At 45.1% G+C, this 18,098-nt stretch carries 18 protein-coding genes; 5 read left to right on the forward strand and 13 right to left on the reverse strand.

Annotation, left to right across the window (positions count from 1 at the left end):
* Nucleotides 1–83 precede the first annotated feature (83 nt).
* From AB4484_RS19175 to AB4484_RS19190, 4 genes are all read right to left on the reverse strand, one after another.
* Nucleotides 84–1,283 carry a NupC/NupG family nucleoside CNT transporter gene (locus tag AB4484_RS19175; protein ID WP_372079830.1) on the reverse strand — a complete coding sequence of 400 codons (1,200 nt, stop codon included), beginning with the start codon at nucleotides 1,281–1,283 and terminating at the stop codon, nucleotides 84–86.
* A 205-nt stretch (nucleotides 1,284–1,488) separates the two neighbouring features.
* Complete coding sequence (locus AB4484_RS19180) at nucleotides 1,489–2,409, reverse strand: LysR family transcriptional regulator (protein ID WP_082154823.1); 921 nt, start codon at nucleotides 2,407–2,409, stop codon at nucleotides 1,489–1,491.
* Nucleotides 2,410–2,544: 135 nt separating this feature from the next.
* Nucleotides 2,545–3,543 (reverse strand): lytic transglycosylase domain-containing protein, encoded by a 999-nt coding sequence (locus AB4484_RS19185; protein WP_372079832.1) that lies wholly within the window; start codon nucleotides 3,541–3,543, stop codon nucleotides 2,545–2,547.
* Between the two features lie 30 nt (nucleotides 3,544–3,573).
* Entirely contained in the window at nucleotides 3,574–3,864 is a 291-nt protein-coding gene (locus AB4484_RS19190) for a YcgL domain-containing protein (RefSeq protein WP_017062372.1), read from the reverse strand.
* 219 nt (nucleotides 3,865–4,083) lie between these two features.
* On the opposite strand from AB4484_RS19190, the gene minC reads away from it, so the two are divergent.
* From minC to minE, 3 genes are read left to right on the forward strand one after another with little or no spacing between them, the layout of a single operon-like run.
* Nucleotides 4,084–4,746: a septum site-determining protein MinC gene (gene minC, locus AB4484_RS19195; RefSeq protein ID WP_017063419.1), complete on the forward strand. Its 663-nt coding sequence runs from the start codon at nucleotides 4,084–4,086 to the stop codon at nucleotides 4,744–4,746.
* 21 nt (nucleotides 4,747–4,767) lie between these two features.
* Complete coding sequence (minD, locus tag AB4484_RS19200) at nucleotides 4,768–5,580, forward strand: septum site-determining protein MinD (protein WP_009848498.1); 813 nt, start codon at nucleotides 4,768–4,770, stop codon at nucleotides 5,578–5,580.
* Nucleotides 5,581–5,586: 6 nt separating this feature from the next.
* Nucleotides 5,587–5,850, forward strand: a complete 264-nt coding sequence (gene minE, locus AB4484_RS19205; protein ID WP_010436847.1) for a cell division topological specificity factor MinE — start codon at nucleotides 5,587–5,589, stop codon at nucleotides 5,848–5,850.
* Nucleotides 5,851–5,980: 130 nt separating this feature from the next.
* On the opposite strand, the gene rnd is transcribed toward minE, so the two are convergent.
* The 8 genes from rnd to AB4484_RS19245 form a co-directional block, all read right to left on the reverse strand.
* Nucleotides 5,981–7,099 carry a ribonuclease D gene (gene rnd / locus AB4484_RS19210; RefSeq protein ID WP_050643042.1) on the reverse strand — a complete coding sequence of 373 codons (1,119 nt, stop codon included), beginning with the start codon at nucleotides 7,097–7,099 and terminating at the stop codon, nucleotides 5,981–5,983.
* 143 nt (nucleotides 7,100–7,242) lie between these two features.
* Nucleotides 7,243–8,937 carry a long-chain-fatty-acid--CoA ligase FadD gene (fadD, locus tag AB4484_RS19215; RefSeq protein ID WP_017062375.1) on the reverse strand — a complete coding sequence of 565 codons (1,695 nt, stop codon included), beginning with the start codon at nucleotides 8,935–8,937 and terminating at the stop codon, nucleotides 7,243–7,245.
* Between the two features lie 106 nt (nucleotides 8,938–9,043).
* Nucleotides 9,044–9,895 (reverse strand): alpha/beta fold hydrolase, encoded by an 852-nt coding sequence (locus AB4484_RS19220; RefSeq protein WP_372079844.1) that lies wholly within the window; start codon nucleotides 9,893–9,895, stop codon nucleotides 9,044–9,046.
* Nucleotides 9,896–9,943: 48 nt separating this feature from the next.
* On the reverse strand, nucleotides 9,944–10,504 hold the full coding sequence (locus AB4484_RS19225) for a Slp family lipoprotein (protein WP_050647371.1): 561 nt from the start codon (nucleotides 10,502–10,504) through the stop codon (nucleotides 9,944–9,946).
* 35 nt (nucleotides 10,505–10,539) lie between these two features.
* Complete coding sequence (locus AB4484_RS19230; protein ID WP_048610433.1) at nucleotides 10,540–10,845, reverse strand: hypothetical protein; 306 nt, start codon at nucleotides 10,843–10,845, stop codon at nucleotides 10,540–10,542.
* A gap of 72 nt (nucleotides 10,846–10,917) precedes the next feature.
* Complete coding sequence (gene tsaB / locus AB4484_RS19235; RefSeq protein ID WP_372079835.1) at nucleotides 10,918–11,619, reverse strand: tRNA (adenosine(37)-N6)-threonylcarbamoyltransferase complex dimerization subunit type 1 TsaB; 702 nt, start codon at nucleotides 11,617–11,619, stop codon at nucleotides 10,918–10,920.
* 59 nt (nucleotides 11,620–11,678) lie between these two features.
* Nucleotides 11,679–13,607 (reverse strand): ATP-dependent DNA helicase, encoded by a 1,929-nt coding sequence (locus tag AB4484_RS19240; RefSeq protein WP_372079837.1) that lies wholly within the window; start codon nucleotides 13,605–13,607, stop codon nucleotides 11,679–11,681.
* Nucleotides 13,608–13,767: 160 nt separating this feature from the next.
* Entirely contained in the window at nucleotides 13,768–13,968 is a 201-nt protein-coding gene (locus tag AB4484_RS19245) for a hypothetical protein (protein WP_050052396.1), read from the reverse strand.
* A gap of 282 nt (nucleotides 13,969–14,250) precedes the next feature.
* Between AB4484_RS19245 and purU the strand changes: the two genes are divergently transcribed.
* The gene (gene purU / locus AB4484_RS19250; RefSeq protein ID WP_048611587.1) at nucleotides 14,251–15,084 is read left to right on the forward strand and encodes a formyltetrahydrofolate deformylase; all 834 of its coding nucleotides are present in this window, start codon (nucleotides 14,251–14,253) and stop codon (nucleotides 15,082–15,084) included.
* Between the two features lie 314 nt (nucleotides 15,085–15,398).
* Here purU and AB4484_RS19255 read toward each other — a convergent pair whose 3' ends face one another.
* Nucleotides 15,399–15,995 (reverse strand): VOC family protein, encoded by a 597-nt coding sequence (locus AB4484_RS19255; protein WP_372079840.1) that lies wholly within the window; start codon nucleotides 15,993–15,995, stop codon nucleotides 15,399–15,401.
* A gap of 347 nt (nucleotides 15,996–16,342) precedes the next feature.
* Here AB4484_RS19255 and argS point away from each other — a divergent pair, with 347 nt between their 5' ends.
* The gene (gene argS, locus AB4484_RS19260) at nucleotides 16,343–18,076 is read left to right on the forward strand and encodes an arginine--tRNA ligase (protein WP_017063415.1); all 1,734 of its coding nucleotides are present in this window, start codon (nucleotides 16,343–16,345) and stop codon (nucleotides 18,074–18,076) included.
* Nucleotides 18,077–18,098 lie beyond the last annotated feature (22 nt).

The following is an 18,098-nucleotide window of genomic DNA, read 5'->3' on the forward strand; positions in this document are numbered from 1 at the left end:
GGCTCTCTTTTTCACGCTAACCGAATATTATTGTGATTAATCAGTCACTTTACTATAGGGGGAGTAAAGTCATGGTCAGTTAGCTATAGAGAAAGTACAACACCAGCAATAGCGGCACTCATTAGGTTAGCAAACACACCTGCACAAATTGCTTTGAAGCCGTATTGTGAGATGAAAGAGCGACGCTCTGGAACTAAGCTGCCCAAACCACCGATAAGAATCGCCATGGTAGAGATGTTAGCAAAGCCACATAGAGCAAAAGTTACGATCGCTTGTGAGTGCTCACTTAGCGCCTCTTTAGCATCCATTAGTTGGATGAAAGCCACGAACTCGTTCACGACAATCTTGTTACCGATCAATGAGCCCGCAACCACAGCCTCAGACCACGGTACACCGATCAGCCATGCAACGGGTGCAAACACATAGCCTAGGATAAGTTCGAAGCTAAGGTTTACGCCAAACCAGCCGCCAACGATACCTAGCAAGCCATTCAGCATTGCAATCACACTGATAAAGGCAAGAAGTGTTGCACCCACTGCAACGGCAATACGAAGTCCAGACATAGCCCCATCTGCCATTGCCTCAACTACGTTTGTTGCTCGTGGAATTTCTACATCAGACTCAATATTTTCTTGAGCGTCATCTGGGCTGCCAGGTACTAAGATTTTAGCCATCAATAGACCGGCTGGTGCAGACATGAATGCCGCAGCGATCAAGTAGTTTAGGTCAACGCCAAGCGATGCATAACCCACTAACGTACCACCAGCGACAGAAGCCAAACCACACACCATCACAGCAAACAGTTGTGAATCCGTCATGTGCTTTAAGTAAGGTTTAACCACCAATGGCGCTTCAATCATGCCGACAAAGATATTGGCAGTCGCAGACAGTGATTCCGCACGACCTGTGCCCAAGATCTTCTGTAGCGCACCACCAATAAGGTTGATCACCTTTGGCATAAAGCCGATGTGGTACAAGCCTGAAATCAGTGCAGAGAAAAAGATAATGATGCCAAGAACATTAATCGCGAAAACAAATCCGTTATTCGTTAGGCCACCAAATAGGAAGTTAATCCCCTCTTGACCGTAGTTGATCAAGCTAGATACCGCACCCGTGGCTGCATTCAACGCTTCTTTACCCATCGGTACATAAAGAACCAATAGCGCGAATGAGATTTGTAATAAGAAAGCCAAAGAGACTGTTCTTAGTGGAATATTTTTTCTGTCCGTAGATAGTAACCAAGCGGCAACTAAAATAGTGATAATTCCAAGTAGGGAAGCCATGTGCGTCAACCTAAAAGTTGTAGATAGGAAAGGCGACGCATTCTATAGAGGAAATCGTTTGCGGCAAGCTAAGGTTGTTAACGTGATGTTGGGGTAATCACGATTTAACTATGATTATAATTAAGTTATTGAATTTTAATAATTAACTTTGATTAAAAAGCGTACTTTTTCCATATGGAAATTATATTTATAGATTAGGAAACAGTTAGCGATGCAGTTCAACGCACGTTTTGAGGTTTTTGTCCCAATACGTCGGCGAGCCGATATGATCTTTAATGAACTCAATCACAGCTGAAAGCTTCTTCGGCATGTTCTTTCGGCTCGGGTAAACAGCATAAAATGGCATCAACTGACTGGCTCTCCACTCTGGCAATACTTGAATCAACTTGCCCGTTCTAAACTCTTCTTTCACTAAGTAAGTCGCCAAATAAGCAACGCCCCACCCTGATACTGCCGCGTCTCGTACTGCCTCAGCCAAATCGACTGAGTAATCGCCCGCGACTTTGACGCTGAGGTTTTCTTGCCCGTTGTCAAACGCCCACGATGTGTAATCTCGTTCACGGCTGCGATAGATAAGACAGTTATGGTCAATCAAATCGGAAGGTATATGTGGCGTCCCGGCCTTAATCAGATAATCCGGTGACGCAGCCACCACAAACTGGCTGTCGGCCAATCGCTGCGCAATGTAACCTTCAGGCAGGTCTTCATTATTGGTGATCCAGAGATCCAAGCGCTCTTCAATCATGTCCACCTTATAGTCGAACAAGTGGACCTCGATTCTCAACTGTGGGTAGAGCTGTCTGAGTTGATCAATCGCCGGAATGATATGCAGTGTGCCAAATGACTGCGACAACCCGACGCGCAAGATTCCAGAGATATCATCGCGCTGGCTGTCCATATCCATCTGAGCCGCTTTTACCGTGTTAAACAACTGCTCACAATGTTGATAGAACACGTCTCCCGCTTCCGTCAACGTGAGGCTTCGTGTGGTTCGTTGCACCAGCTTGATGCCGATTGAGTCTTCAAGCAAAGCGACTTGCTTACTGATATGAGACACCGAAACGTTCAAGCTTTTTGCAGCACTGGTAAAGCCTTCGTGCTTGATTAGCGCATGGAATATCACCATCTGTGCAGCTCTATCTGTTAGCACAAGATCACCTTATTAAATCTCTGAAATATAAAATCAAAAAGGACTCCGAAGAGTCCTTTAGTTCGTTCTGCCTATGGTAGGCCAAATGCTATTCAAAGCGACTTAGGTCTGTTAATCAAACTTAATTCTGTCGGCTAGATGGCTTACTGCCAAAGCAAAGTAGTAAGAACGATTCCACTTCATTAACACATTGTAGTTGTTGTAAATGAGGTACGAACGACCCACTTCGTCATCTGGCATTATCAACCAAGCTTTAATGTCTTCATCAAGCGTTGGCAGTGGGCGATCGTCATAGCGTTTAATACCGAGTTCAGACCACTCTTTTAAGTATTTCGCTTTGTCTTCGTCTCGACCTTGTAAATCGATCGACACAGTTGACGGAACATGAACCTGACGACCCCAAGTATATTTGTCATCCCACCCTGATTGGCTGAGATAATTGGCCGCCGAAGCAAATACGTCTTCTTCAGTGCCCCAAATGTCTTTCTTGCCATCACCACTGCCATCAGCGGCGTAAGCTAAGAATGAGCTTGGCATAAACTGAGGTTGACCCATCGCACCAGCCCAAGAGCCTTTCATCTCTTTTGGTGCAATATGGCCTTGATCAAGAATCTTCAATGCCGCCATCGCTTCGCTACGGAAGAAAGCTTCTCGGCGTCCTTCATAAGCCATGGTAGTTAGGGCGTCGATAACGCTGTAATTGCCCGTGAACTTACCAAAATTACTCTCAACGCCCCATAGCGCGACAATGAATCTTGGTTGAACACCATATTCATCACCAATACGCTTTAACGCGGTGTAATGCTCCTTGTAGAGTGACCTTGCTTGCTTCACTTTCCAATCTGGAACCGCTCGTGGAATGTATTCATCCAGAGTCAGTTTTTTCTCAGGTTGGTTTTTGTCGGCTTTTACCGCTCTTGGCTTAAACGTTACACCATCAAAGGCTTCATCAATGATCGCTTCAGAGATGCCTTCTTCACGGCCTTGTTGTTTTAGTTTTTCTACATATTGCTCGAAGCTCAGTTCTTCAGCTTGTACTGAACTTATGGTCAGGCTATTACCCAATAGTAATGCCGACACAGCCAATATGGTTTTCGAAAATTTACTCAACGATCACTCCTCCTTGAATTGAGGTGGCTATCACTCTTCGTCTTGAGATTTCTGTTGGGCTTTACGCTCTTTATGAAGCTCAAGTTCGTTAACTGGTGGTGGTGGAACCTGCAAAAAGAAACCATCGGTATTCAGTGATTCTTTCACTTTTTCGATGTTTACTTGAGCCAGTTTACGGCCATCCATTTTAATTACCATTACAAAACTAGGTTTACCAAACATTTGCATCAATGCGTCAGGAACTTGTGAAAAATCATCCTTCTTAGGGATATAAAGGTATGTTCCTTCTTTCTTTGAGCTTTTATATATAGAACACAGCATGACAAACCTTTTAATTGATTATGACTACAAAACTCTCACTTGCGAGATCAATAGTTTATGTTAGGGAAATATTGGGAACAAAACGTCCATTTGACAACAAGATTACTTGCTGTGCTTGGTTTGGGAATATAACATGATAAACCTAGTTTCAGGCAATGCCCTTTATTTTATTGATAAAGAAATTGTACCAATCCGCTATTGAGGTCCTGTAGTTTTTCGATGTCTAGTAACCCAGATCTAAAAGGTAGCAGCTTTACGCTATCTGTTTTGCACTTATCCGATGATCAAGTCGAAAATGCAGTCTCTTTTCTTCAAGAGAAAGTAGACCAAGCACCTACGTTTTTCGCTGCCGCACCTGTTGTTATCAACATCAGTAAAGTCGCGGGCGATATCGATTTTGTGCAACTTAAAAATGGTATATCTCAAGCGGGCATGATCCCGGTTGGTGTGGCTGGCTGTTCTGATAAGCGAATGCAAAACCTCGCTAAAGAAGCCGGTTTTGCGGTGATGACGGCAAGCAAGTCGCCGTCTCAAGCTCCAGCGAAGATGGCACCAATCAAAGTGATTAGAACCCCTATTCGTTCTGGTCAGCAGGTTTATGCGAAAGATGGCGATCTATTGATACTCAGCCATGTGAGTGCAGGCGCAGAAGTGATTGCCGATGGCAGCATCCATATTCATGGCACTTTACGCGGCCGTGCGATTGCGGGTGCAAGTGGTCAAACTGAAGCAAAAATAATTTGTAATGACTTACAAGCCGAGCTGGTTTCCATTGCTGGAAATTACTGGCTCAGCGATCAAATTGAAAGCGAGTACTGGCAGAAGAAAACCATGTTCAGTATGGCAAACGATGTATTACACGTTGATGTCCTCGCAATATAAGAGAAATAAAAGGAAAACAGAATGGCACGCATTATCGTTGTAACGTCAGGTAAAGGCGGGGTAGGCAAAACGACCTCCAGTGCAGCTATTGCCTCGGGTCTGGCTTTAAAAGGAAAGAAAACCGCAGTTATCGACTTTGATATCGGTCTGCGTAACCTAGATTTAATCATGGGTTGTGAGCGTCGTGTTGTGTACGACTTCGTTAACGTTATCAATGGTGAAGCAACGCTGAACCAAGCGATGATAAAAGACAAGCGCACAGAGAACCTGTTCATTCTTCCTGCTTCTCAAACTCGTGATAAAGACGCACTAACAAAAGATGGTGTTCGTCGTGTCTTTGATGAACTGGATGAAATGGGCTTTGATTTCATCATCTGTGATTCTCCTGCGGGTATCGAACAAGGCGCTCTGATGGCGTTGTACTTCGCTGATGAAGCGATTGTAACCACGAACCCAGAAGTCTCTTCAGTACGTGATTCAGACCGTATTCTAGGTATTCTTGACTCTAAATCTCGTCGTTCAGAAGACGGCTTAGAACCCGTGAAAACACACCTTCTACTGACTCGCTACAATCCAGCACGTGTAACTCAAGGTGAGATGCTCAGTGTGGAAGACGTTGAAGAAATCCTGCACATCTCTCTACTGGGTGTAATTCCAGAGAGCCAAGCGGTACTGAACGCATCGAACAAGGGTGTTCCAGTTATCTTTGACGAAGCAACCGACGCAGGTATGGCTTACAATGATACTGTAGAGCGACTACTGGGTAGCCAAGTTGACTTCCGCTTCTTAACGGAACAGAAGAAAGGCATCTTCAAACGACTGTTCGGGGGCTAATGCACAATGTCATTATTAGAGTTTTTTAGACCACAGAAAAAGACAACCGCAAACCTAGCCAAAGAACGTTTGCAGATCATTGTTGCAGAGCGACGCAGCCATGACGACCCAGCGCCGTCTTACCTGCCGCAACTAAAAGAAGACATCTTGAAGTGTATTGCCAAGTACGTTGAGGTTGATCCATCAATGGTTGATCTGACTTTTGAACACAAAGATGACGACATCTCAGTGTTAGAGTTGAATGTTAAGCTTCCAGAAGAAGATCGATAATCTTTCTGAACAAGATTGGCAGGTAATACACTTGCTTGTATTGATTGAATAAAAAAAGAGAGCCTAGGCTCTCTTTTTTGTATGTGCAGTTTATAACTGTAACTAAGTTAGGCTTTAAAGCAGCAAGCGGTTATTTGATCGCTTTATTCAGCTTTTCGCCAACCACATCTAAACGCCAGCCTTGCATAACATCAGGCAGCTTCTCTGGGTTACGATCGTGCTTCCACACCCAGCTTAACACTTGGTTAAGTTGCTTCTTAGATGCCAAGAATTCCGTCGCCAAACCGCTGTGTTGTGATGCTGTTTTCACTTCATCTTTCAGCACTTTGAAGAGTTGCTTGTAGCCAGGGAAGTCCATTAGACGTTCTACTGGTGCTGGGTACTCTTCTTCTGGTGTATGTTCAGCTAACTTAACAATTGAGCTGATCTTCGCACCATGGCGACGCACAGAGCGGTAATCGAAACCTTCTTGCTCCATGTGCTTAGGATCTTTCATCGCAAAACGCGCCACAGCCCATAAGTCTTGCTCTTTGAAGACAAAGTTCAGCGCCAAGTCGCGCTTGATTGCTTCTTTTAGACGCCAAGTTGCTAGAGGTCGTAAGATCGCTAGCTGCTTAGGTTTAAGCTGCCACGCCCCTTTAATATCAAGGTAGGCGGTATCTGGGTTTACTTTACGGATGCGCTTGGCAACTTGTAAATCAGACTCTTGCTGAGCCGCTTCCCACCAACCAGCTTCCATCACTTTTTCTAGAAGCTTGTTGTACATTGGCATTAGGTAATGCACGTCTGCCGCTGCGTAGTCCAATTGCTTTTGAGAAAGCGGACGCGCCAGCCAGTCGGTACGAGATTCACTCTTATCGAGATCGACACCGACAAACTCTGAAACCAGAGCAGCAAAGCCCGTTGATAAACCATGACCTAAGAAAGCTGCCATGATCTGGGTATCAACCATTGGGGTTGGTGTACAACCAAATGCGTTTTGGAACACTTCCAAATCTTCACCGCAAGCATGCAGCACTTTCAGAACAGAGGCGTCTTTCAACAATCCAACAAATGGTGTCATTTCACCAAGAGCAATAGGGTCAATCAGTGACAGCGTTTCACCATCAAATAACTGAATTAAGCCTAATTGAGGGTAATAGGTTCTTGTACGAACAAACTCCGTATCAAGCATAACGACATCGGCTTCACGTGCTTGTTGGCAAACTCGCTCAAGGTCTTTCAATTGGGTAATGATTTGATAATCCACAAAAACTCTCACAGGTTTCTATTTGATCGCCGGATACAAAAATGCCGACATTAACTGTCGGCATTCTAACACCATTTTTCAGCGCTCGCTTAGATTAAGCGCCTCGATGGTTGTGGTGCAGTACTTTCTCGTAAACGAGCTAATTATTCGCTAGCGCGTTTCGCAAGTTCTGCATCGTTTTCTTCACGCAGTACGCGGCGTAAGATCTTACCTACGTTAGTCTTTGGAAGATCATCTCTGAACTCGACTAATTTAGGGATCTTGTAACCCGTTAGGTGCTCACGACAGTGCGCGATAATGTCTTCTTTGGTCAGGCTAGGGTCACGCTTAACCACGTAAATCTTAACCAGCTCACCAGACACTTCATGAGGTTGACCGATAGCTGCTACTTCAAGCACTTTGCCGTGCAGAGCCACAACGTCTTCAATCTCGTTCGGGTAAACGTTGAAGCCTGATACAAGAATCATGTCTTTCTTACGGTCAACGATGTACAACAAGCCTTCGTCATCAAACTTAACGATGTCACCTGTCGATAACCAACCGTCTTGATCGATCACTTCTTTGGTCGCTTCAGGGCGCTGCCAGTAGCCTTGCATCACTTGAGGACCACGAACTTGTAGCTCGCCTACTTGGTCATTAGCAATAACCTTGCCTTCATCATCAACAATACGAACTTCTGTCGATGGTACAGGTAGGCCAATAGCACCTGTGTAGTCTTTAAGGTCGTATGGGTTACCTGTTACCAGTGGTGAGCACTCGGTTAAGCCATAGCCTTCTAATAGGTGAATGCCAGTCGCTTTCTTCCATTGCTCAGCAACAGCGCGTTGAACCGCCATGCCGCCGCCAACAGATAGGCGTAGGTTACTGAAATCCAACTCGTGGAAATCTTCGTTATTAACTAGTGCGTTAAACAAGGTGTTTACGCCGGTAATTGCGGTAAACGGAACCTTTTGCAGCTCTTTAATAAAGCCAGGAATGTCACGAGGGTTAGTAATTAGAAGGTTACGACCACCCATCTCAACAAACAGTAAGCAGTTCACCGTCAGTGCAAATACGTGGTAAAGCGGTAGTGCCGTTACAACCAACTCGCGGCCTTCTTGCAGAACAGGACCGTAAGCCCCTTTCGCTTGCAGTACGTTCGCAATCATATTGCGGTGCGTTAAAATTGCGCCCTTCGCTACACCCGTAGTACCACCGGTGTACTGTAGAAACGCGATATCATCACCCGCCATGAACGGCTTCACATATTGAAGACGACGGCCTTTGTGCAGCGCTTTTCTGAATGAGATAGCACCCGGTAGATCATACTTAGGCACCATGCCTTTTACGTATTTCACTACGAAGTCGACAATTGTCCCTTTCGCGCGTGGCAGCATTTGCCCTAGGCTGGTTAGAACAACGTGTTTCACCGGTGTGTTATCAACAACTTTCTCTAAAGTGCTCGCAAAGTTAGATACGATAACAATCGCCTTAGCACCAGAATCGTTCAGTTGATGTTCAAGCTCACGAGGTGTGTACAGTGGGTTGACGTTCACTGCAATCATACCGGCACGCAATACACCAAATAGTGCAATTGGGTATTGCAGTAGGTTTGGCATCATTAGCGCGACGCGATCGCCCTTCTTCAGTTTCAAGTCATTCTGCAGGTAAGCGGCAAAAGCACGGCTGCGCTCTTCAAGCTTACGGAATGTCATAATCGAGCCCATGTTCTCGAATGCAGGTTGGTCCGCGTACTTCTGTACCGACTGTTCAAACATTTCTACAAGAGATGGGTACTGATCTGGGTTGATCGTTTCTGGTACGTCACTTGGATAACGTGAAAGCCAAGGTTTATCCACGATGTTACTCCTCGTTTATCAGCTGACGACTGCTTCGCCGCTTTTTATCATTGCGGTATTACAGCACAGCTTTAGTGCATGAGCACTAAAAGGCTCAAACACTTGTTTAAATTTTGTTAACTACACCAAGAATTAGCTCTGAAACTAGCTCTGGGCTCTCTAAATGACAATGATGTCCACCAGGAACAGTCTCTATTTTCAGAGGACTATGCACTGATTTGTAGCGATTATGCTGCAAATGTCGGAATCCATCATTCCCTAGGATTATTAATTGAGGGCATTCAATAGCCGCCATAATCGCTTCAGCGTGCGCCTGTGACATTCGATATAACGAGTCACATTTTAGATTAGGGTCGCATCGCCATTGCCAAGAGTTCTCGAACTCGACAATACCTCGCTCAACAATAGGAGCGATTAATTCAGCATTAATTTGGTTGGCGTGAGCTCTCAGCTTAATAGCATCCTCAAGGCTTGCCAGAGGACGTGAAGGCTTTCTTCGCTGTCGAAGACGACTGAGTACCCCATCCCTCAAGCGAGAGACTGTTTCGTGGGGAGCTTCAGAAAGAGGTCCGTGACCTTCAATTTGAATTAATCCTGACACCTTTTCAGGAAAGGCGGCACTATAGCAACTTGCTATCAATGCACCAAGTGAATGTCCTACCAGTACCAGTCTGTTTGGCGATAATTTAGTCACCAACTGATGCAAGTCATCAATATAATCATGAAATGGGTAGTAACTTCCCGATTTGTGCGACGAGAAGCCGTGTCCGAAGAGATCGATAGCAACAAGGTGAGTATTGGGAGCAAACTTGGCGACTTGCTGCATAACCTGATTAAAACTGGACGAATTGTCCAACCACCCATGAATAAAAACGACCGTCGTTGCGGTCGTTTGTGGGTTGCCAATCTGTTGTGTTGCAAGCGTCCCACTCGCAAGGGAGTATGACTTTTCAATCATCAAACATTTAGTTCCATCTGTTTGCGTAATCAACGTCTAAAAAGTTAATTACTCTACGTCCTGTATCACTCGGCCTTGTCTTGGCATCGTTTGAAAGCTGCGGCAATGTAAACTTCTGCACGAGTAGTAGGTTGGTGCAAAATCGTTAACAACAACGCGCTCAGTAATGTTCCACAGTCGTTGGTTATCCACTTTCATTACAGGGAAGGTGTAAGGGTATTCCCCTATTTTTCCATCTTCACTTCCGCTTGACTGGCCTACTAACGTAATCAGACGACCTTCAGCAAAACTTAGAGGCTCAACGTACCCTTCAATATAACCAACAAAACGTCCGCTTGGCTCTGCGTCTAGATCAGGCTTACCGCTACTCGAAATCGGCATATTAGCGACTTCGATTCGAGTCCTGTCTTTCAAGTTGGTCACTTTAGATATCACACCACCTAATCGAACACTTTTCGCGTCCGGTAGTTGGTCGACCCATTGTTGGTAATCGCTAATCACAGGCTCTGATTTTGCTTCAAGCTCGCTAGGAAGTGATGAACACCCGGCAAGTACCAAGACACCAAGAGAAAAGGCTATTAAGCGTAATTTAGAGAGATAGTTAGACATGGTTCTGGTCCTTAAACAGGCATTAATAAGAAGCTCTAGATGTAGATATCGACACCGATAAGCTTTGCAAGTTCTTCTTTCTTCGCCTGATTCATTACATCCATATATTCTTCCATAGCCTTACGTCCTCGGCCTTCTGGAAGATCATACTGGATTTGAGCCTTGTGCAGTTCAGACTCTTTAACTTGACGAATAGAGTGAGAAACAGCATTAGCCACCTTAGTCGGTTGCCCAACCGCAGTGCTAGCATCAGATTTTTTTGCCTGCTCCTTCTTTTTAATTCGATTCGGTTTAGACGTATTGCCTATCGAAGAAGGAGGTAAGTTGTTAATTGATACCATGACTAAATATCTGCCCTCTCAAATCTAAATAATACGCATTTAGACCTAATTTGCATCAGAACCTTGTAAAAATTATTCGCGACCTGGCAGTTTCTTCCAAGTCACTTTGTCACGAAGATAAACTGGCTCAGACTCTTCTGCTGCAACCGCTTTACCTTCTGCATAAGCGAATTGAGCAAGGAACGCCATATCTTGAGCTTCTGGGAATAGCACTTCACACGCTTTGGTGTTGATCGCAAGTGTATCCATATGCTCGGCATAAGCTTCCCAGCCGGTACCGACTTTCGCCCATGTTTCAGAATCTGCTTCTAACTGCGCAGCCAGTTCACTTGGTGGCGTTACACATTCGGCATCAACCGCAGTCCAACGACCATCTTGTTCGCGGCTGTAACGAGCCCAATACACTTCGCTCATACGCGCATCAATCGCTGTCGCAACATGAGTTTCACCAAATTTACGGTAGCTGCCTTGCGCCATCGCTGCCAGTGTAGAGACACCGATCATCGGTAAATCCGCACCAAAAGCTAAGCCTTGAGCAATACCAATACCAATACGTACACCCGTGAAACTGCCTGGGCCTTGGCCAAACGCGATAGCATCGATATCGGTTAAAGCGACATTCGCTTCTTTCAGTACTTCATCCACCATAGGTAGAATTTTTTTCGTATGGTCTCGAGGAGCCTCTTCGCTACGTGCGAACACCTGGTCACCCATTACTAATGCAACTGAACAGTTTTCAGTTGCGGTATCTACTGCAAGAATTTTCACGCTCATTTGTGTCTCAAATATCTGTTATCTAATCTAAAAATAATGGCTAAATTCAACAATGCCAATTAATCAGCAGCGGTTGAATGGTCTTTAGCTAAGAATTCTTTAATGACCCCTAAGTCACGGGTACGTGGGATAGGCGGTAAACTCGCCAAAAATATGCCACCGTAATCGCGAGTCACCAATCGGTTATCGCAAATAATCAAAGCGCCATTATCGCGCTTATCACGTATCAATCGGCCGACACCTTGTTTCAAGGTAATCACAGCGTCTGGCAACTGTACTTGTGCAAAAGGATCACCCCCTTTTAGCTTACAGTCCTCGATTCGAGCCTTAAGTAAAGGGTCATCAGGGGCCGTAAAGGGCAATTTATCGATGATAACACAGCTTAATGCATCGCCCCTAACATCTATCCCTTCCCAAAAAGCGCCTGTCGCTACGAGCAATGCGTTACCCAATTCCATGAACTCGGCTAAGGTTTTTTGCTTACTTGTTTCACCTTGCAATAGAACGGGAACCGTGAGGGTTTCTCGGAATCGCTCGCCCAACTCTTTCATCATGCTGTGTGAAGTACACAAGAAGAAACAGCGGCCTTGGTTTTGCTCGATCACAGGAGTCAGCATTCGAACTAGCTTATCCGCCAACCCAGGGCTGTTCGGTTCTGGAAGATAGCGAGGCACACATAAACGTGCCTGATTCGGATAATCAAATGGGCTCGGCAGTGAAAACTGAGCCGACGGCTTTAAGCCCAGTCGAGAGGTAAAGTGGTCAAAATCATCTGACACCGCCAAGGTTGCCGAGGTAAACACCCAAGCGCCCGGCTTCAGTTCAATCTGTTCGTGGAATTTATCTGCGACTGACAATGGTGTGATGTGCAAAGCGAATTGCCTTGGTGTTGTGTCATACCAATAGGAGTATCCCGTAATCGACACATCGCACACACGTTCAATGCGTGACTTAATCATGTTTGCACGTTCGAAAGCCGTGTCTAACAGTTGGCTTCGACCCAATGCTAGCTTCAATACATCGACGGCCAGTTGCAGCGCATCTTGTAGACGAACAAGTTCTCGTGCAATCGACTCAGATTTTAAGGCTTCGCGCCAGTTACCACGAAAGCCGGTATCACCAAGCACAATACGCAGATCGGCTGACGATTGAACGAGCCTATCCCCTACTTTCTGCAGCTGACGCATGTCTTTGGCTTCAGTTCGGTAAGCGATTTCAATGTCTTTGGCTAACTCTTGGATCTGTCGACTGGAAACCGATTGCCCGAAGTATTGGCTGGCAATATCGGGAAGTTGATGCGCTTCATCGAAAATAAATACATCGGCTTCAGGAATCAGCTCACCAAATCCGGTCTCTTTAATCGCTAAATCCGCTAAGAACAAGTGGTGGTTAACAACAACAACATCAGAGTCCATCGCTTTTTTACGCGCCTTAAGCACGAAGCAATCAGTGTAGCTTGGGCACTCTTTGCCTAAGCAATTGTCATTAGTCGAGGTAATAGTCGGGATAACTGGGCTGTCTTCGGCGATATCATCACAATCGCCCAAATCACCCGTTTGTGTGGATGACGACCAACTACGCACTTTGACTAACTGAGCCAGTAGCGTTGGGTCGGTATGAGCGCCATGACTCTCGATCATTTGACGGCTGAGCCTGTCCAAACACAAATAGTTTGAACGCCCTTTGAGTAACGCAACCTGACCATAAAAGCCAAGCGCATCGACCATCAAGGGTAAATCTCGGTGAAACAGCTGTTCTTGAAGGTTTTTAGACCCCGTACTAATGATGGTTTTCTTACCACTCAGCAGCGCTGGCACTAAGTAAGCAAAGGTCTTACCGGTACCCGTTCCTGCTTCAACAACTAATTGGCTCTGTTTCTCAATAGCTTGTGAAACCGCTTCAGCCATGTCTAGCTGAGCTTGTCGTGGTTGAAACCCGGGGATCGCTTTACCCAGAGCACCATCAGCAGAAAACGTTTTAGATATCATAGAGTACGATGTTTAGAAAAATAGAAGGCGAATTATGGCAGGTTTAGTGAGCCGGCGCGAATCAAGAATGACTTCGCACCGGAGGTGTTTGGTTTAGTTTGACGTGACTTAAGTTACCTTGAAGGTAAGAACTGAAGAAGTAGGAATTAGAGAATCGTTTTTATTTTCGACTGAGATAACGTGACAGCCAAGGGGCACCTTCAAAATGGTTATCATCGGGCTGTATGGCTTTCGCTGCATCGGTTGGTGAGGTCTTACTTTCCCACATTTCATCTAGAACATGACCATCTAACTCGGTACCTCTTGCCAATGAATTCACTCGCTTACAGTACAGTTTTTTGGCTAGTAACTCTTTATCCATAAGTATCACCTCTATTTTTGGCCAAGGCATAAATGCCTCGGTTGAAGTTCAAATGCGTACTACGGTCAAAACTTTTAAAAATGAAGCTTCTGCCTGTTTTTCTATCTAAAAACTGATATTTCTATATCAAACAATTTATCAAAGCGATAAATGAGCAGCAGAATTTGTTGAAACCAACTTGATAATAGATTAATTATAACGGTGATATTGCGGCTCAGTTCACCGTTCGACGGCCTGCATTTAATTTGAAGAATAAAAATATTTCATGGAAGTAAGATGCAAATGGAAAGAAAAACTTTACTAACACATTGTACTGATGCCCCGGGCCTCATCTCTAAGATCACCAACATTTGTTATAAGCACCAACTCAATATTATTCACAACAATGAGTTCGTAGATAACACAAGTGGCCACTTCTTTATGCGCACCGAGCTTGAAGGCTATTTCAATGACGAAACCTTGCTTGCCGATTTAGACCAAGCCCTGCCAGAAAACACGAAACGTAAGCTTGTTGATTCATCTCGCAAGCGTGTTGTGATACTCGTGACCAAAGAAGCACACTGCCTTGGCGATATTCTAATGAAGAACTTCGATGGCAGCTTAGACGTTGAAATCGCGGCCGTTGTCGGTAACTACGACATTCTACAAAGCCTAACCGAGCGTTTTGACATCCCTTACCACCATGTTTCTCACGAAGGGCTAAACCGTGAAGAGCATGAGAAGAAGATGCTAGAAGTGATTGACCAATACGAGGCGGATTACCTTGTTTTGGCTAAGTACATGCGAGTGCTGACTCCAGGGTTTGTTGAAAAGTACAACCACAAGATCATCAATATCCACCACAGCTTCTTGCCAGCATTTATTGGCGCGAAGCCATACCAACAAGCGTACGAGCGCGGCGTGAAGATCATTGGCGCAACGGCACACTTTGTGACGAATGATTTGGATGAAGGCCCAATCATTAAGCAAGATGTTATCCCTGTGGATCATAACTTCAGCGCGAAAGACATGGCACAAGCCGGTCGTGACGTAGAGAAGAATGTATTAAGTAAGGCGCTAAACAAGGTGATCAATGATCATGTGTTTGTTTACGGTAACAAGACTGTGATTCTGTAAGTGGGAGAACGATTTCCGGTAAGACTTCCAGTTAGAACCCAGAAAAAAACGCGCAACAGGGTTAACCCATCGCGCGTTTTTTTGTATCTGATGATCAGACTCGCTTTACGAGATTCCCAATTACGCTCCTTCATCGCTATCGGGAATGACGAACTCGGTGACGAATCTTCTAGCTATAAGCTCTAACATAGGCCCTCGAATACTCAGCCTGTCAGTACCCAAAGATAAACTCTGGTAAACACCATCGAACACTCCGTCATTCCGACGAGCCTGAGCGAGATCAGGAATCTTTTTCTAGCAACTCTCTATTCAAATTAAGCCTGTTCTGATTCGACAATACGCTTAAGTGAGTGTGGGTGCAGCTTGATGCAAATCCCTTGATGTTTAAAAGCCACTGTTGGGTTATTCAAGCGTTCACCCTCACCTTTCGGGCTAGAGAGTTTGATCTTAACGCCTTTCTCAGCCAGCGTTTCAAAGTTAGCAGCGAACTGCGGGTAAGTTTCTTTAAGATCCGCTAAGTACTCATCAGCCGTTTGGGCGTGAGAAGGAATCACAAACTCTACATGTTCCCAATCTTGGCTTGGGTAAATCTTACCTTCAGCTGGATATGGCAGCTCTAAGCATTCAATGCTCCAGCCAAGACTTTGCAACGGTTCATCGAAAGCCAACACCACAATTGGACGACCATTAATCATCGCCTCTGAAATCGTAGATCCGTACTCAGACCATGCTTGATGCGCAGATTTCGCTAGCTCAGTGTCATTGATTCGAAGCGCAATATGATCCGCTTGAGCAAAACTTAAATCCAAACCCAATGTATTTCCTAGGTTCTCGATTTTTGCCATAAAGGTATCAAGGCGGGCGATCATTTGTTGTGGTTCTAGTTCAGCTTGCTTCAGGCTCATCATCATTGTCTGTGTTCTCCAAATAATGGCTGCATGTTATCAGTTTTGCCTTTTGCAACAAGCGTTGCTTTTACAAAAAATACTCAATAACTATGTTCTTTTCGCTCCTTAAACATGCAAACGCGTCTTGCTAAAAGTCGATTGTCAAAAACCACTCAGGAAATGTTAATTTTCTATCAATTCGACCTATAAGAAACCCCACAAAATTGGTATGATTAACGCCATTTTTGTGAACTTAAACAGTGTCTGTTGTTCATTTCGGCATTAAATCGTTAACTAGACGCATAATTAACCAATTTAATGACCTCGAAATAACAGCCACTCTTATCATCCTTGAATTGAAGGAAACGCGTGTGAATATCCAAGCACTTATTAATGACAAAGTATCTCAGGCTCTAGAAGCCGCTGGCGCACCTGCAGGCTCTCCTGCGGCTGTTCGCCAATCTGCAAAACCACAATTTGGTGACTACCAAGCAAACGGCGTTATGGGCGTTGCTAAGCGACTAGGCACTAATCCTCGAGAATTTGCTCAAAAAGTATTGGACGTTCTAAACCTAGACGGTATCGCTTCTAAAGTAGAAATCGCAGGCCCAGGTTTCCTTAACATCTTCTTAGATGAAGCTTTCCTAGCACAACAAGCAGACGCAGCATTGGCTGATTCTCGCCTTGGTGTTGCAGTAGCAGAAACACAAACAATTGTTGCGGATTACTCTGCACCAAACGTTGCGAAAGAGATGCACGTTGGTCACCTACGTTCAACCATCATCGGTGATGCGGTAGTTCGTACTCTTGAGTTCCTAGGCCACAACGTTATCCGTGCTAACCACATCGGCGACTGGGGTACTCAATTTGGTATGCTTATCGCAAACCTTGAGCGCGTTCAGGCTGAGTCTGGCGAAGTTTCAATGGAACTTGCTGACCTTGAAGGCTTCTACCGTGAATCTAAAAAGCTTTACGATGAAGACGAAGAGTTCGCAGTTAAAGCACGTGGCTACGTTGTTAAACTGCAAAGCGGCGACGAGTTCTGCGCAGAGATGTGGAAGAAGCTTGTTGATGTAACAATGATTCAAAACCAACGCAACTACGATCGCCTAAACGTTTCTCTAACACGTGATGACGTAATGGGCGAAAGCATGTACAACCACATGCTTCCAACTATCGTTGCTGACCTAAAAGAGCAAGGTCTTGCTAAAGAAGATGACGGCGCACAGGTTGTATTCCTAGACGAATACAAAAACAAAGATGGCGACCCAATGGGCGTTATCATCCAGAAACGTGACGGCGGCTTCCTTTACACAACAACAGATATCGCTTGTGCAAAATACCGTTTTGAAGAACTAGGCGCAGACCGCGTACTTTACTTCATCGACTCACGTCAGCACCAACACCTAATGCAAGCTTGGACTATCGTTCGTAAAGCAGGTTACATCCCAGAATCTGTTTCTCTTGAGCACCACGCGTTCGGCATGATGCTAGGTAAAGATGGTAAGCCATTCAAGACTCGTGCAGGCGGTACTGTTCGTCTTGCTGATCTTCTTGATGAAGCAGAAGTTCGTGCAGCGCAGCTAATCGAATCTAAGAACCCAGAACTAGCAGAAGACGAGAAGAAAGCGATCGCGAACACGGTTGCTATGGCAGCGGTTAAGTACGCAGACCTTTCTAAACACCGTACTACTGACTACGTGTTCGATTGGGACAACATGCTTGCATTTGAAGGCAACACAGCACCGTACATGCAGTACGCATACACTCGTGTTGCTTCTGTATTTGCTAAAGCTGGCATTTCTATGGACTCGCTTGAAGGTGAAATCAAAATCACTGAAGAGAAAGAGAAAGCACTTATCGCGAAACTTCTACAATTCGAAGAAGCAGTTCAGTCTGTTGCTCGTGAAGGTCAACCACACATCATGTGTAGCTACCTGTTCGAACTAGCTGGTCAATTCTCTAGCTTCTACGAAGCGTGCCCTATCCTAGTTGCTGAAGACGAAGCTGTTAAGCAGAGCCGTCTGAAGCTTGCTGCACTAACAGCGAAGACGATCAAGCAAGGTCTATCGCTTCTAGGTATCGACACTCTAGAGCGCATGTAAGCGATTCGAGATTCGAGATTCG

Source organism: Vibrio sp. 10N.261.46.A3 (genome assembly GCF_041472995.1).
Lineage (GTDB): Bacteria > Pseudomonadota > Gammaproteobacteria > Enterobacterales > Vibrionaceae > Vibrio > Vibrio coralliirubri.

Coding starts and splice junctions, on each gene's coding strand:
- AB4484_RS19230 (WP_048610433.1), bottom strand. CDS start 10,845: ATGGTATCAATTAACAACTTACCTCCTTCTTCGATAGGCAATACGTCT.
- tsaB (WP_372079835.1), bottom strand. CDS start 11,619: ATGAGCGTGAAAATTCTTGCAGTAGATACCGCAACTGAAAACTGTTCA.
- AB4484_RS19180 (WP_082154823.1), bottom strand. CDS start 2,409: ATGGTGATATTCCATGCGCTAATCAAGCACGAAGGCTTTACCAGTGCT.
- AB4484_RS19225 (WP_050647371.1), bottom strand. CDS start 10,504: ATGTCTAACTATCTCTCTAAATTACGCTTAATAGCCTTTTCTCTTGGT.
- minD (WP_009848498.1), top strand. CDS start 4,768: ATGGCACGCATTATCGTTGTAACGTCAGGTAAAGGCGGGGTAGGCAAA.
- purU (WP_048611587.1), top strand. CDS start 14,251: ATGGAAAGAAAAACTTTACTAACACATTGTACTGATGCCCCGGGCCTC.
- AB4484_RS19245 (WP_050052396.1), bottom strand. CDS start 13,968: ATGGATAAAGAGTTACTAGCCAAAAAACTGTACTGTAAGCGAGTGAAT.
- AB4484_RS19255 (WP_372079840.1), bottom strand. CDS start 15,995: ATGATGATGAGCCTGAAGCAAGCTGAACTAGAACCACAACAAATGATC.
- minE (WP_010436847.1), top strand. CDS start 5,587: ATGTCATTATTAGAGTTTTTTAGACCACAGAAAAAGACAACCGCAAAC.
- AB4484_RS19220 (WP_372079844.1), bottom strand. CDS start 9,895: ATGATTGAAAAGTCATACTCCCTTGCGAGTGGGACGCTTGCAACACAA.
- minC (WP_017063419.1), top strand. CDS start 4,084: ATGTCTAGTAACCCAGATCTAAAAGGTAGCAGCTTTACGCTATCTGTT.
- AB4484_RS19190 (WP_017062372.1), bottom strand. CDS start 3,864: ATGCTGTGTTCTATATATAAAAGCTCAAAGAAAGAAGGAACATACCTT.
- AB4484_RS19240 (WP_372079837.1), bottom strand. CDS start 13,607: ATGATATCTAAAACGTTTTCTGCTGATGGTGCTCTGGGTAAAGCGATC.
- AB4484_RS19175 (WP_372079830.1), bottom strand. CDS start 1,283: ATGGCTTCCCTACTTGGAATTATCACTATTTTAGTTGCCGCTTGGTTA.